The following is a 15,069-nucleotide window of genomic DNA, read 5'->3' on the forward strand; positions in this document are numbered from 1 at the left end:
GACACCATGCCCGAAAAACACCTGTCCACCCAGTTTGACAGCGAACTCAACAACGTCTCTTCCCGTGTGATGGAGTTGGGCGGCTTGGTGGAATCCCAAATCCGCCAGGCGATCTATGCCTTGTCGCAGTTCAGCATGGAGGCCGTGGAGCAAGTGGTTGCCATGGAGCAGCGCGTGAATGCCATGGAAGTGGAGATTGACCATGAGCTTTCTTCCATCATCGCCCGCCGGCAACCCACGGCGCGCGACCTGCGCTTGCTGATTGCCTTCTCGAAGGCCACGGCCAACCTCGAACGCATGGGCGACGAAGCACACAAGATGGCGCGCATGGTCAAGTCCATCATTGAAAGCGGTGCCGCGCGCTCACTGCCCTCCAGTGATTTGCGCATGGCGGCAGATTTGGCCTCTGGCCTGCTGCGCAAGGCCCTGGATGCCTTTGCCCGCCTGGACACCAAAGCCGCGCTCGCCATTCTGAAAGAAGACGATCTGATCGACAAGGAGTTCGACGGGTTTGTGCGCAAGCTGGTCACCTACATGATGGAAGACCCTCGCACCATCTCTGCCAGCCTGGACTTGCTCTTTTTGGCCAAGGCGATTGAGCGCATTGGCGACCACTCCAAGAATGTGGCCGAACTCATCATCTATCTGGTCAAAGGCAAGGACGTGCGCCATGCCGCGATGGACGATATTGAATCGACCGTGTTGCAGTAAGGGAAGGGCGTAGCCATGAAGAAAATGCCCCGGGTCTTGATCGTTGAGGATGAACCCGCGATTGCTGAGCTGATTGCCGTGAACCTGCGGCACAACGGGTTCCAGCCCATCTGGTCGGAAGATGGCGAGTCGGCCCAGCGCGAGCTGGATGCCGTGCTGCCAGACGTGATCCTGCTGGACTGGATGCTGCCAGGCCAAAGCGGCCTGCAGCTCGCCCGCAAGTGGCGCGCCGACAGCCGCATCAAGGCCATCCCGATCTTGATGCTCACTGCGCGCGGGGACGAGCCTGACAAGGTGGCCGGTCTGGATGCTGGTGCAGACGACTACATCACCAAGCCGTTTTCCACGCAGGAGCTGCTGGCCCGCATCCGCGCCGTGCTGCGCCGCCGCGCGCCCGAGCAGGTGAACGACAGCGTGACCATTGGCGATCTGGTGCTGGACGCGGCCACCTACCGCGTCACCTTCCAGGCGCAGCCCCTCAAGGTGGGCCCCACCGAGTTCAAGCTGCTGCACTTTCTCATGAAGCACTCGGAGCGGGTGCACAGCCGCTCGCAATTGCTCGACAAGGTGTGGGGCGACCATGTGTTCATTGAAGAGCGCACTGTGGATGTCCACGTCAAGCGCTTGCGCGAGGCGCTGGGCACAGCAGGCACCATGGTCGAGACCGTGCGCGGCGCAGGTTATCGTCTCACGGCCCAGCCCCAGGCGCTGATGCAGGCCTGAGGGCCAGCGCCCAGCTGCCGCTGGGTTTGCACTGAACGGGCCACAGGCGGGCCTGCCATCGAAATGGCCCGCATTTTTGAGAAAGCTGTGCGTCTCGCATGTTTTGGCGTTTTGTGTTTTTCCTGACCTGGCAACTGGCCGGGGGCGGGCTGGGCTGGTGGCGGGCAGGGCCCTGGGGAGCGGCACTGGGGGCTGCGCTGGCGGGCTGGGCATGGTTTGTCTGGGATCTGTCGCGGGGGGCTCGCGTGCTGCTGTGGTTGCGCACGGGCGAGTTGGCCAAGGCGCCCCACATGCGTGGCATGTGGGGTGAAGCCGCAGACCGCGCTCGGCGCCTGCTGCGCCAGAGTGATGCCAGAGAACAAGACAGCCTGAGCCGGCTGCACGAAATTTTGGCCGCGCTGCAGGCCACGCCCAATGGCGTGGTGCTGCTCGACAGCGAAGGCCACATTGAATGGTGCAACCAGATCGCGGCCAGCCAGTTTGGCATCGATGCGCAACGCGACGTGATGCAGTCCATCGGCAACCTGGTGCGCGACCCCGACTTCAGTGCCTACTACGCCGCACATGATTTTTCGCACGACGTGGTGCTGCAGGGCCGCGACAGCAAGCCTTCACGCCCGGTGCGCATCTCGGTGCACCTGCACCCCTATGGCGACGGGCGCAAACTGCTGCTGTCGCGCGATGTGACGGCCTTGGAGCAGGCCGATGCCATGCGCCGCGATTTCGTGGCCAACGTGTCGCACGAGATTCGCACGCCGTTGACGGTGTTGATCGGCTTTGTGGAGACTTTGCAGACCCTGCAGCTCTCGCCACAAGAGCGCAACCGTTACCTGGGCATGATGGCGCAGCAGGCCTCGCGCATGCAAAGCGTGGTGCAGGATTTGCTCACGCTCTCGCGCCTGGAGGGCAGTCCGCCGCCCGGTATTTCAGAATGGACGCCCGTGCAGGCGTTGCTTCACCGCTGCGAAGAGGAAGCTCGGGCGTTGTCCTCATTGCTTACGCCTAACCAGGCGCGCCCGCATGTGCTGGGGTTTCCTGCGCCCGAACAGTTGCGCGCCATGGGTGACATTGCCGGGGTGCCCGCTGAGTTGCAAAGCGCGCTTTCCAACATCATCAACAATGCCATCCGCTACACGCCGGTGGGTGGCAGCATCACGGTGACCTGGGAGCGCTCCGGCGATGGATCGGCCGTGTTCTCTGTGCGCGACACCGGGCCAGGCATTGCCGCCGAACACATCCCCGGCTGACGGAACGCTTTTACCGTGTGGACCGCAGCCGCTCGCGTGAAACCGGAGGCACAGGCCTGGGTCTGGCCATCGTCAAGCATGTGCTGCAGCGCCACGGTGCTTCGCTCAACATCGCCAGTGAGGTGGGCAAAGGCTCGATCTTCTCAGTGTCCTTCCCGGCCAATCGCCTACGCTGATGGCGGGGGCAGCGCCGTCCGTGCGGCGGCTTTGAGCAGCATGGCGCCAAACGCGGCGGCGGTGATGGCCAGGGCCAGGGCGCTGCAGGCCCAGAATGCAGTGGGTGAGTGGGCCATCTGCGCCCAGGGGCTCCATGTGCCGTAAGCAAGCAGGTAGCCGCCCCCTAGCCCCAGGCCCCACAGCAGCACGCAATACACCACCAGTGGTGCCACCGTGATGTGGTAGCTGCGCAGCACAAAGACGCACAGGGTTTGGCAGGCATCGGCCAGGTGGTAGGCCGCTACCCACAGCAGCAAGCCCGACGCCACCGCCACCACGGCAGGGCTGCCCGAGTACAGGCTGGCTATGGCATGGTTTGCTATAAATAACATAGCTGCTAGCGCAATACCTGTGAGCGCTGCAAGCCTAAAACCCATATGAACGATGCGGCGGGCGTGTTGCGGGTCACCCGCGCCCAGCCAGTAGCTCACGCGGGTGCTGGTGGCAATCGCCAGTGACAGGGGCACCATGTACAGCAGGGCCCCCATGTTCGAGGCGATCTGGTGCGCCGCCGCCGCCGTGGTGCCCTGGCGCGCGATGAACAACGCCATCAGCGTGAACGACGTCACCTCCACCATGATGGCCAAGCCCGCAGGCACGCCCAGTTGCAAGAAACTGCCCAGGGTGGGGCCATGGGGGCGCTCCAGCGGGCGCCACAGTTGCAGCGGCTCGTAGATGCTTTGGGTGCGCAGCAGCCACAGCGCCAGCCCCAGCATGGTGTAGTTCACGATCAGCGTGGCCCAGGCGCACCCCACCACCCCTTGGGCGGGCAGGCCCGCGCCGCCCAGCGTGAACCAGATGGACAGCGGGATTTTGATAAAAAGCGAGCCCACCTGCAGCCAGGTCACCAACTGCGGCCTGCCCAGCGCCTGGTTCAGTGTGCTGTAGATGCGAAACAGCAGCGCGGCAGGCAGTGCGAAGGCCAGCACCGCCAGGTATTGCACCACCTCGGCGCGCAGCGTGGGCGGGATCTCGGTCCATCGCAGGAGAGGGGCGGGTGACAACAGCAGCCCCATGCCCAGCACCGATGCGGCTGCACACAGGTACAGCGACTGCCGCACCGACCGCCCCACCGCTGGCAGGTCGCCTGCGCCACGTTGCTGCGCCCACACCGGCATCAGTGCCTGCAGCACCCCCATCAGGCCCACATAAATGCTGATGAAAATCGCCGAGCCCACCGACAGTGCCGCCAATGACGCTTCGCCATCCCGGCCTGCGACCAAGGTGTCAGTGACGCCAAACGCCATCACCGCCAACTGCCCTGCCAGCACGGTGGCCGCGTGGCGTGCAATCTGGGGTAGTTCGGGGGCTTGTCTTGAATACGGGGCAGGGCGTTAGTCATGCGGGACTGGGGTGGGGGCGTGGCTGACACTTGTGTAGCGAGGCTCGATGGCAGACGGAGCGTGCGGCCGTGCTGCACGATCCATTGGCATCATTGCAGACCGCGTTGTCGCCCTGGATCGGACGGCACAGGCGGACGGGCTTTGGCGCTAAGGCCGCTACCGCGAGGTGCGTTGGAACACCAGCACCTGGTCGTTCTTGTCGGTGGGTCGGGGCACATTGGCGACGGGCGTCCACTCAGCGGCCTGAACAACGCCCGGAGGTGCAGGCCATGCGCTCGCATCCACCAGCAACCAGTTGCAGTCCTTGTTGCCATTCTTGCTGTCGGCTGGCTGCAGGGTGAGCCCGCCGTGGTACTGAAAGGCCGCAGTTTGCGCGCGGCTGAGCCCGTAGGTCTGCACGCAGCTTTGCGGCGCATCTGGCATCACCCGCAGCATGTTTTGCACCTGAGGCACATAGCTGCGCGCGTGATTGAGCAAAGGCAACCATAGCGTCATGAGCAGCAGCCAGCCCAGCGCGGCACCGCTGGCGGGCAGCACCAGGCTCTTCCAGATAGCGGCGCGGTCGCGCGAAGCCCGCCACCACACAAGGCTGCACCAGGCCACCGAAGCGGCCAGCGCCACCAGCAAAGCGATCCATGAAAAGGAGGGCGCAAACTCAGGCGCCAGCTTGGCCACGTTGGCTGCCGGTTTAGCGGGTACGCCGGTTTGCATGGCAATCCAGATCACCCAGATGGCCAAGGCTGAAAGGCTGAAGAACAGCAATGTGAACCAATCGATCAGCGCTGCCACGGCGCGGCTGAGGGTGGGCAGGGCAAAGGCCGCCAGCGTGGCCATGGCTGGCAGGCCCAGCAGCAGGGCGCGGTCAGCCGGGTTGGTGGTGACTGTGGCCCCGATGGACACCAGCGAAAACCACAGCGGCAACCACAGGTGGCGGTGCCATTGGGCACTGGCAATCTGTTTGCGCCAGCGCCACAAAGTCCAGATGGCCAGAGGCCAGGCAGGCCAGCCAAACCACAGCAGCAGGCGTGCCAGGCTCAGCCATTCCTTGCCACCTGCCGCAATGCCCACAATGCGCCAGCCCCACAGGCCCAACAGCCAGGTCATTCCGGCGATGGCTGCCAGCAGCGCGAGGGTGGCGCAGGCCCAGGTGCGGCGGTCCGCTACTTCCTGGGCCGGGGCATACCATAGCAGCCAGGCCCCACCCAGGCCCAGCAAGGTGGCCAGTGTGGGCGCACCTGCCAGCGCCAGGCCTGCCAGCCCGGCCACCAGGGCCAGCGCAGGTGCTACGCGGTGAAACGCCAGGCCTGCGAAGCCAAAAAACACCAGCGCGGTGCAGCACAACTGCACCAGGTAACTGGTGGCCTCGTGCGAGAGTTGCGCCAGCCCCAGGCAGGCCAGCAGGGCCAGCAGCCCGCCATCGGCCATAGCGCGGGCGTAGTCGGTGGGAAGGGCCTCACCACCAAACGCAAACGCGACCGGCTGGGCGGCAGGGCTGCGGGCCAGGTAATACACGCCGTACCAGGTGGCCACCAGGGTCAGCACCAGCAGCCCCACAAAAGGCAAGCGCGCAGCCATGTCGGGCGATATGCCTGCGGGTGCCCACTGGATGGCCAAGGCCCCTAGCCAGTAAGGCAGCAGGCCATCGGTCTCCGGGGCTACCCCGCCCAGCAATGGGTTTAACCAGGAGGTCTTGCCCCGCGCCAGCTCCAGCATGTAGCCAAAGGCGCTGACATCAGAACTCTTCCACGGGTCGCGCACCACAAAGCCCGGGATGACATACGCCATGCACAGCAACAGCAGGGCCCAGCGGGGCAGTGCCTTGGCGGCTTTTTGGCTAACGATGGCGGGTGTGGGCGGGGTCACGCGAGATGCCAGGCAAGAAGATGAGGGGGACGAAAAAAAGAGGCGTTGCCGAGGATAAAGGCAAAACCAAAGAGCCAGAACCAAAGAAAAAAGGCAGCACGGTTGCCCGGGCTGCCTTTTTGGCGAAACGGCCGCGAATTACTTCGCTGCGGTGGTCTTGCCGAAACGGTTGCGGAACTTCTCCACGCGGCCGCCCATGTTGTCCACCGACTTTTGTGTGCCAGTGTAGAAGGGGTGCGATTCAGAGGAAGTGTCCAGCTTGAACAGAGGATAGTCCTTGCCTTCGAAGGTTTCGGTTTCCTTGGTGTTCACGCAAGAACGGGTCACGAACTTGAAGCCGTTGGACAGGTCAACGAACAACACTTCGCGGTAATTGGGGTGAATGCCTTCTTTCATGATCAATCCTTGTCAAGTGCGGGAGCCGTGCAGGACCCGGGGCAACCTTTGCACCGTGGAACATCCAGCGTACTTTCCGCAGAAAAAGCCCTCTATTATTGCACAGACGGTCGGACGGCATTTTTGCGATGGCCTGTGACCGCTGAAACTGGCGTGGCCTGGGCCAGAACCGCCGCGCAAGGGCTGCCCCGCCGCGCTGGCGGTGTCCCCCTTCCCGAATTGCGTAGCAATTTGGGAAGGGGGAAGGCGCGACAGCGCCTCAGGGGGAGCTTGTTTACCCGCCCCTTCGCATCATGTCAAAGAAGTCCACATTCGTTTTTGTGGCCTTCATGTTCTTGATCATGAGCTCCATCGACTCGATCTCGTCCATGTTGTACATGAACTGGCGCAGGATGCGGGTCTTTTGCAGGATCTCGGGCGCCAGCAGCAGCTCTTCGCGGCGCGTGCCGCTCTTGTTGAGCTCGATGGCGGGGAACACGCGCTTTTCGTACAGGCGGCGGTTCAGGTGGATTTCGCAGTTGCCCGTGCCCTTGAATTCTTCAAAGATCACTTCGTCCATGCGGCTGCCGGTGTCGACCAGCGCGGTGGCGATGATGGTGAGCGAGCCACCTTCTTCGACCTTGCGGGCAGCGCCGAAGAAGCGCTTGGGGCGCTGCAGTGCGGCGGCGTCCACACCGCCGGACAGCACCTTGCCGCTCGACGGCACGACGTTGTTGTAGGCGCGGGCCAGGCGGGTGATGGAGTCCAGCAGGATCACCACGTCCTTCTTGAGCTCGACTAGGCGCTTGGCGCGCTCGATCACCATCTCGGCCACGTGCACGTGGCGGGCGGCGGGCTCGTCGAAGGTGGAGGCGATGATCTCGCCCTTCACCGTGCGCTGCATTTCGGTCACTTCTTCAGGGCGCTCGTCTACCAGCAGCACCATCAGGTGCACATCGGGGTTGTTGGCCGTGATGGCGTGGGCGATGTGCTGCATCATCACCGTCTTACCGCTCTTGGGCGGGGCGACGATCAGCGCGCGCTGGCCGCGGCCGATGGGGGCGATGATGTCGATGATGCGGCCGGTGATGTTCTCTTCACCCTTGATCTCGCGTTCCAGGCGCATTTGTTCCTTGGGGAACAGGGGCGTCAGGTTTTCGAACATCACCTTGTGCTTGTTTTGCTCCGGTGGGCCGCCGTTGACGGCATCGAGCTTGGTCAGGGCAAAGTAGCGCTCGCCATCCTTGGGCGTGCGCACTTCGCCTTCGATCATGTCCCCGGTGTGCAGATTGAAGCGGCGCACCTGGCTGGGGCTGATGTAGATGTCGTCCGTGCTGGCCGTGAAGCTGGTGTCGGGACTGCGCAAGAAGCCAAAACCATCGGGCAGGATTTCCAGCACGCCGTCTGCAAACACCTGTTCGCCCGCCTTGGCGCGCTTTTTGATGATGGCAAACATCAGCTCCTGCTTGCGCATGCGGCCCGTGTTTTCGATTTCGAGTTCTTCGGCCTGCTTCAGGACTTCAGACACGTGCAGTGCCTTGAGTTCGTTTAAGTGCATGGAATGACTCCTTGGCGGAGCTGGTAAGAATCTTGGGGGAGTGGGGGCTGGTGCCAGATGGGCTGCTGTTTGCAGGTCCGGCTTGCCGGGGATCTTGGTCCGTCTGCCAGTGCGTGCAGGCCGGTGATCTGAAGGAATTATGACAGGAAAAAATGCAGGCGCTTTGCGTGATCGCAATGGGGGCTGGTGCTGCGGCAGGGCTTTGGATCCATTGCGTGTCGCACGCACCCCAAAAAAATGCCCCGCAGGCAGCAAACCAGCGGGGCTTGGGGGATCAGGCCAGTTGCTGATCGATGAAGGCAGTCAGTTGCGCCTTGCTCATGGCGCCCACTTTGGTGGCGGCCAGTTGGCCATCCTTGAACAGCATCAAGGTGGGGATGCCGCGGATGCCGAACTTGGCAGGGATTTCGCGGTTTTCGTCGACATTCATCTTGGCGATTTGCAGCTTGCCTTGGTAGGTGCCTGCGACTTCGTCCAGGATGGGGGCAATCATTTTGCAGGGGCCGCACCACTCGGCCCAGTAATCCACCAGCACCGGGGTGCCGGGTTGCAGCACGTCGGCTTCAAAGCTGGCGTCGGAGACATGTTTAATGAGTTCGCTGGCCATAGCGGATTCCTTGATTTTGAGCGGGTTGTGACCGGTGTACGTTTAAAGTCTGGGCATTGTGACAGAAACCAATACCACGTACACCGTTATGGCCGGGGCTTGTGACGCTATGACTGTCATAGCGAAAAGCGATCATGGCACGGGCCTGGGCGCGGCCCTGTGGCAACGTGCGCTGGCCCAGGTGGCCGTGCATGCCCAGGCCCACGGTGCCCATTTGGCGCGCACCGTGGTGCTGGTGCCTTACGCCCAGCTCATGCCCTGGGCCCAGCGCCACTGGGCGCTGCAGTTTCCGCAAGGCTTTGCGCCGCGCTTTGAAACCAGCCGCAACTGGGCGCGCCAATTGCAGGTGTTTGAGCCTTCGGCCGATGACTTTGCGGGCGACGTGGCGCGCGACACCCTCACCGCCCGCGCCTTGCTCGAGCGCGTGGGGCAGGGCGCCCAGCGCGAGATGCTGGCCACGCCCCTGCAAGAAGCTGCCGCCCAATTGGCCCCCGCCGTGGCGGCCGTGCCCCCCGCGCAGCGCGCCGCCTGGGGCGACGAGGCCCGCAAGCTGCTGGCCACCGACGACGAGGGCAGCACCCTGCACTACGAGGCCTTGGTGGCGCGCCTGGCGCTGGAATGGGTGCTGGCCTCGCGCCATGCCACCGATGTGCTGTTTGAGCCCGGGGTGCGCGCGGCGGTGGATGCCGTGGTGGTGCTCGAAGGCTTTCAGTCCGACGCGCTGACCCCGGCCCTGATGGCCCACTGGGGCGAGCAAGGCACCTGCATTGCGTTGCCCGCCCTGGTCGATGATGTGGTGGGCGATGCCCCCGCACCGCCGCAGTGGGCCTTGCATGCCGCCACCGATGCCGAAGACGAAGCCCACCGCGCCGCCGCCTGCGTGTTGGCCCATGTGCGCGATGGCCGCGTGCCTGTGGCGCTGGCCGCTACTGACCGGGCACTTATCCGCCGCGTGCTGGCCCACCTGGACAGCAGCGGCGTGCTGGTGCGCGATGAGAGCGGTTGGATTCTTTCCACCACACGCGCCGCTTCACGGGTCATGGCCGCGCTGCAGGCTGCGGCGTGGAATGCCTCTTCCAATGCGGTGCTGGACTGGATCAAACACACCCCTGCGCTGATGCCGGGTGAGGTCAACCGCCTGGAGCAATGGCTGCGCAAGGGCGTGGTGCAGCACTGGAGCGCCGCCGCCGCCCGCGACCTGAGCGCGCAACCCCACCTGGCCCGCACCGTGGCTACGGTGGAGGCCTGGCGCGACGCCCTGCGCACCGCCCGCCCGCTGGCGCAGTGGCTGCCCGCCCTGCGCGCTGTGCTGGAGCAAGCCGGCCAGTGGCAAGCCCTGCAGGCCGACCCAGCCGGCATGCGCGTGCTGGCCGCGCTGCACCTGCAAGACGGCCAGCAGGCCGAGTTGGACGGCTGGGGCGACAGTGCAGGCCGCCGCATGGCGCTGGCCGAATTCACCCGTTGGGCGAAAGATGTGCTGGAGGCAGGGCGCTACGTGGCGTCTCAGGCGGCCGATGCCCCCGTGGTGGTGGTGCCCTTGCCCCAGCTGCTGGCCCGCCCCTTTGCCGCCGCTGTGCTGCCGGGCTGCGACGAAAAGCGCCTGCAAGCTGCGCCTGAGCCCGCAGGCGACTGGTCGCAGGCCCAGCGCGAGGCCTGGGGCCTGCCCACGCGCCCATCGCTCGAAGCTGCCCAGCGCGCTGCCTGGGCCCATGCCCTGCGCACGCCCGTGGTCGATGTGCTGTGGCGCACCGGCGACGAGGGCGGTGAGCCCCTGCTGGCCAGCGCCCTGGTGCTGGCCCTGCAACTGGATGGCACCGCGACGCCCGGCACGGACGACCGTGCGGCCCGCGCAGTGGCTGCCACGCCCACGCTGCGCCCCCAGCCCGTGGGCCAGGCGCTGCCGGTGGCACACCTGTCATCCACCGCGTATTCCGACCTGCGCCATTGCCCCTACCGCTTCTTTGCCCAGCGCCAGCTGGGCCTGCGCGAGGCCGACGAACTGGACGCCGAAGTGGACAAGCGCGACTTTGGCACCTGGCTGCACGCCGTGCTGCAACACTTTCATGAAGCCTTGCTGGCCGACCCGACCGACCACCCGGAGGAGCGCCGCGCCCGCATGGACGCTGCCGCCGAGGCCGTCACTCGCGAGCAGCGGTTGCAAGACGGCGACTTCCTGCCCTTTGCCGCCGGCTGGGCACAACTGCGCGATGGCTACCTGCAGTGGCTGGCTGGGCATGAGCAGCAGGGCGCCACCTTCCGCCAGGCCGAGGTCAAAGCGCGCCAGCCGCTGGGCGAACTGGAGCTGGTTGGCACCCTCGATCGCATCGATGGCGTCTCGTCCACGGGCGAGCCCACGGTGCTGGTGATTGACTACAAAACCGAAAGCGACAGCGTGACCCGCCAGCGCATCAAGTCCGGGGCGGAGGACACGCAACTGGCCTTCTACGCCGCCTTGCTGAGCCACGACACCCTGCGCGCTGCCTACGTCAACGTGGGCGAGCGCGGCGAGACGCAAATGCACGAACAGGACGAAGTGGTGCACCTGCGCGATGTGCTGGTCGAAGGCATCCAGCACGACATGGCCCGCATCGCCGCTGGTGCGCCCCTGCCTGCGTTGGGTGAGGGCTCGGTGTGTGACTACTGCGCCGTGCGTGGCCTGTGCCGCAAAGACATGTGGGCCGATGCCGAGCAGGCGCTGCCCGCGCAACAAACGCCATGACCGACAGCCTTTCCCCACCCGCCCAGGCCGCCTACGAACACAACGGCCGCCCCGTCTCGCGCGAGGCCTTCTACGCCATCGCCTGTGACCCCGCGCGCAGCGTGGCCGTGGAGGCCTGCGCCGGTGCGGGCAAGACCTGGATGCTGGTCTCGCGCATGCTGCGGGCGCTGCTCGACGGCTGCGCGTCGCACGAGATCCTGGCCATCACCTTCACCAAAAAGGCGGCGGGCGAAATGCGCCAGCGTTTGCAGGAGTGGCTGGAGCAGTTCAGCCACAAGCCGCTGGAGGAACTCACGGCCGAGCTGATTGCAAGGGGAATCAGCCCCCAGGGCGCACTGGACAAGCGCGAGGCGCTGCAAAATCTATACCGCCAGCTGCTCACTGCAGGCCGCCCGGTGCAGATCCGCACCTTCCACAGCTGGTTTGCCGCGCTGCTGGGCACGGCCCCGCTGGCGCTGCTGCAACAACAAGGCCTGCCCGCGCACTTTGAGCTGCTCGAAGACGATGCCGAGGCCGTGCGTGAGGTCTGGCCCCCGTTCTTGCAGACCGTGGCGGAGAGCGCCAGCCTGCGCGCCGACTACGAAGCCGTGGTGGCCCGCCACGGCCGCTCGCAAACGCACAAGGCGCTGGCGGCGGCGCTGGCCAAGCGGGTGGAGTTCGATCTGGCCGACGAGGCGGGTGTGGTCGATGCTTCGGTGCCGCCGTTCCAGCAGGCCTACACCGAACTGGCCGCTTGTGGTGAGCCTGCGGAGGCCCTGCAAGACGAGGCTTGCCAACAGCGCTGGCTCCACCGCGCCAGCGCCCTGGGCGCCGAGGCCAACAAGACCCCGCAAAAGGCGGCCGACGCCATCATCGACGCGCTGGCCTGCGCGGATCTGAACCAGCGCCTGGACCAATTGCGCCGTGCGATGTTCGTGGCCAAGGAAGATCGCCTGTCCAAGAACCTTGAGAAGTTCCCCGCCGCGCAGGAGGCCGAGCCCGAGCTGCAGCGCCTGCTCACCGCCCGCCGCCAGAACGAGGCCTGGCAACACCAGCAGCGCATGGCCCGGCTGGCGCGTTGCCTCATCGCGCAGTTTGTGGCCGTCAAGCAGCAGCACGGCTGGGTGGACATGAACGATGTGGAGCGCACGGCCCTGGTCATGCTGGCCGACCCGGTGCTCAGCGGTTGGGTGCAGGAGCGGCTCGATGCCCGCATTCGCCATCTGCTGGTCGATGAGTTTCAGGACACCAACCCGCTGCAGTGGCAGGCGCTGCATGCGTGGCTGTCGGGCTATGCGGGCTCGGGCGGCGGGTCTGCCGCGCCCAGCGTGTTCATCGTGGGCGACCCCAAGCAGAGCATCTACCGCTTTCGCCGCGCCGAGCCGCAGGTGTTCATCGCGGCGCAGGCCTTTGTGCGCGATGGGCTGGGCGGCGACCTGCTGAGCTGCGACCACACACGCCGCAACGCGCAGGGCGTGATCGGCGCCGTCAACGCTGTGATGGGCGAGGCCCAGGCGCAGCACGAGACCAGCGGATTCCGCGACCACACCACCGAATCGAAACACACAGGCCAGTTGCTGCGCCTGCCCGCCATCACCGATGCGGACGACGATAGCCAAGGCGCAGGCCGCGACCCCCTGGCCTGGCGCGACAGCCTGACCGAACCCCGCCACGAGGCCGAAGAAACCCAGCGCATGCGCGAATGCACCCAGGCCGCCGCCTGGGTGGCCGCGCAGATCGCCAGCGGCACGCCGCCCAAAGAGGTGCTGGTGCTGGCCCGCAAGCGCGACCGCCTGGCCAGCATGCAGGACGCCCTGCGCGCCCTGCACCTGCCCTGTGTGCAGCCCGAAAAGGCCGACCTGTTCGACGCGCCCGAGGTGCAGGACATGGTGGCGCTGCTGGATGTGCTGGTCTCGCCCACGCACGACCTGCCTTTGGCCCGCGCGCTCAAGTCGCCGTTGTTTGGCCTGGGCGACGACGCTTTGGTGGCCCTGGCCGTGCTGCGTCGCCAACCTGAACATGCGGGCAGTAGCTGGTTTGATTTGCTATTGAAAAGTGAGCTGCTACCGCTTGATATGCAAGCGCTGGGGCCTGTTTTGATTCAATACCAGGCCTGGGTAGGCAGCCTGCCGCCGCACGACGCGCTGCATGCCATCTACGAGCATGGTGACGTGCTGGCCCGTTTTGCCGCCGCCGCCCCCCCACCCAGCGCCTGTCGGTGCAGGCCAACCTGCGCGCTCTGCTGGCCGCAGCGCTGCAGCACGATGGGGGCCGTTACCTCACGCCCTATGCCTTGGTGCGGGCCATGAAGAAAGGTGGCGTGCGCGCCCCCGGCCGTGCCGACGCGCAGGCCATCCGCCTGCTGACGGTGCACGGTGCCAAAGGGCTGGAGGCCGACTGCGTGCTGCTGCTGGACACCGACACCCGCCCGCAAAAAGCCGAGACCATGGGCGTGCTGGTGGATTGGCCCGGCGAGCAGACCGTGCCCTCGGCCTTCGTCTTTTTGGCCAGCGAATCGAATCCGCCGCCCAGCGCGGTGGACGCACTCGCCGCCGAGCAGCAGGCCCGCGGCCGCGAGGAGCTGAACATGCTCTACGTGGCCATGACGCGCGCCAAGCACTGCCTGGCGCTGTCGTCCGTGCAGCCCAGCAATTCGGCGCCGGGCAGCTGGTGGAACCGGCTGACACCCTTGGCTCCGTTAGTGCCCGAGGTGGATGCGGGTACTGCCCCGGCACCCGCCGCCGGGGCCGGGGCAACCCCCGACACCTTCACCATCGCCGCGCTGCAACCCCTGCCCGAGGCCCTGCAAAGCGCCCGCACCAAACCGGGTGTTGCAGCCGCCGACCCCAGTGGCGCCACGCCCGTGGCCATGCCCGGCGATGGCGATTCCACCCCCCTGTCGCGCCAGGGCGATGCCATGCACCAGCTGCTGGAGCAGGCCGGTGTGGCCGGTGCCCCGTTGGCCGACTTGCGCGCCCACGGCTGGCCTGCGGCGCGCATCGCCCGGCTGGCCCGCGACCACGACATTGCCCTGGCTGCCGCCGAACTGGCCGCCCGCATGGCACAGGGCATTCTGGCGGGCGAGGGCGCCTGGGCCTGGGACCTGGCCCAGGTGCAGACCGCCATCAACGAGGCCCCGCTGCACTACCAGGGCCAAAGCCTGCGCATCGACCGGCTGGTACAGCGCCGTGCGTCGCCCGCAGATGACGCCGTGGCAGGCTGGTGGGTGCTGGACTACAAAAGCGCCGCCCAGCCCCAGCGCCAGCAGGCGCTGGTGGCGCAACTGCAGCGCTACCACGAGGCTGTGCAGGCCCTGATGCCGGGCGAGGTGGTGCACGCGGCCTTCCTCACGGGCGACGGGCGCATGGTGCGGGTGGGCGATGGGCCTGCGGGTGGCACAGGGACGAGCGGGGGTACGAGCGAGGGGGGCAAAGCAGGCCCATCGGCCGCCCAGGCCTCCGGCGTGGGGCATACTTCCGCCCCCGTTGCCTCGGCCGCGGCCCCGAAGTCCGAACGCCCGCGCTCCGCGCCGGGGCCTGCAGATTCTGCGCAAGGCTCCTTGTTTTGACCCGCACCCAGGGCCCTCAATCCGCGCAACGCCCCTCTTTTTAGCAAGGTTCTCCCGTGTCCCACACCCTCTCTTCTTCCCCCACACCCGTTGCGCCAGCCCTGCCTGCGGGGGCCTTGTCGTGCGACGTGGCCGTCATCGGCGGTGGCCCGGCGGGCCT

The 15,069-nt window shown here is 66.2% G+C and carries 8 protein-coding genes and 2 pseudogenes; 5 read left to right on the forward strand and 5 right to left on the reverse strand.

Annotated features, from left to right (window positions below; all coding sequences use genetic code 11):
* Positions 1-6 precede the first annotated feature (6 nt).
* The 3 genes and pseudogenes from phoU to phoR all read left to right on the forward strand — a co-directional run bounded on the left by phoU (position 7) and on the right by phoR (position 2,857).
* A complete protein-coding gene (gene phoU / locus EAG14_RS06270) occupies positions 7-711 on the forward strand; it encodes a phosphate signaling complex protein PhoU (protein ID WP_099656176.1) in 705 nt (234 codons plus the stop codon).
* Between the two features lie 15 nt (positions 712-726).
* Positions 727-1,434, forward strand: coding sequence for a phosphate regulon transcriptional regulator PhoB (gene phoB, locus EAG14_RS06275; RefSeq protein ID WP_121452839.1), 708 nt, complete (start codon positions 727-729; stop codon positions 1,432-1,434).
* Between the two features lie 98 nt (positions 1,435-1,532).
* Positions 1,533-2,857: pseudogene (gene phoR / locus EAG14_RS06280) on the forward strand (phosphate regulon sensor histidine kinase PhoR).
* Here the strand turns inward: phoR and EAG14_RS06285 are convergent.
* The 5 genes from EAG14_RS06285 to trxA all read right to left on the reverse strand — a co-directional run bounded on the left by EAG14_RS06285 (position 2,849) and on the right by trxA (position 8,643).
* Positions 2,849-4,168 carry an MATE family efflux transporter gene (locus EAG14_RS06285; protein ID WP_371414403.1) on the reverse strand — a complete coding sequence of 440 codons (1,320 nt, stop codon included), beginning with the start codon at positions 4,166-4,168 and terminating at the stop codon, positions 2,849-2,851. The pseudogene phoR and the gene EAG14_RS06285 overlap by 9 nt on opposite strands.
* 228 nt (positions 4,169-4,396) lie before the next feature.
* A complete protein-coding gene (locus EAG14_RS06290) occupies positions 4,397-6,103 on the reverse strand; it encodes a hypothetical protein (RefSeq protein WP_121728378.1) in 1,707 nt (568 codons plus the stop codon).
* A gap of 138 nt (positions 6,104-6,241) precedes the next feature.
* The gene (locus EAG14_RS06295) at positions 6,242-6,499 is read right to left on the reverse strand and encodes a type B 50S ribosomal protein L31 (protein ID WP_099656171.1); all 258 of its coding nucleotides are present in this window, start codon (positions 6,497-6,499) and stop codon (positions 6,242-6,244) included.
* Positions 6,500-6,773: 274 nt separating this feature from the next.
* Positions 6,774-8,036, reverse strand: a complete 1,263-nt coding sequence (gene rho / locus EAG14_RS06300; RefSeq protein ID WP_063459546.1) for a transcription termination factor Rho — start codon at positions 8,034-8,036, stop codon at positions 6,774-6,776.
* A gap of 274 nt (positions 8,037-8,310) precedes the next feature.
* Positions 8,311-8,643: a thioredoxin TrxA gene (gene trxA / locus EAG14_RS06305; RefSeq protein ID WP_099656170.1), complete on the reverse strand. Its 333-nt coding sequence runs from the start codon at positions 8,641-8,643 to the stop codon at positions 8,311-8,313.
* 109 nt (positions 8,644-8,752) lie between these two features.
* Between trxA and EAG14_RS06310 the strand changes: the two genes are divergently transcribed.
* Positions 8,753-11,362: a PD-(D/E)XK nuclease family protein gene (locus tag EAG14_RS06310; protein ID WP_121728379.1), complete on the forward strand. Its 2,610-nt coding sequence runs from the start codon at positions 8,753-8,755 to the stop codon at positions 11,360-11,362.
* Positions 11,359-14,909 (forward strand): annotated as a pseudogene (locus tag EAG14_RS06315) (UvrD-helicase domain-containing protein). Before EAG14_RS06310 ends, EAG14_RS06315 begins: the two are co-directional and overlap by 4 nt.
* Positions 14,910-15,069: the final 160 nt, after the last annotated feature.

The sequence above is a fragment of the Acidovorax sp. 1608163 genome (assembly GCF_003669015.1).
Taxonomy (GTDB): Bacteria; Pseudomonadota; Gammaproteobacteria; order Burkholderiales; family Burkholderiaceae_C; genus Acidovorax.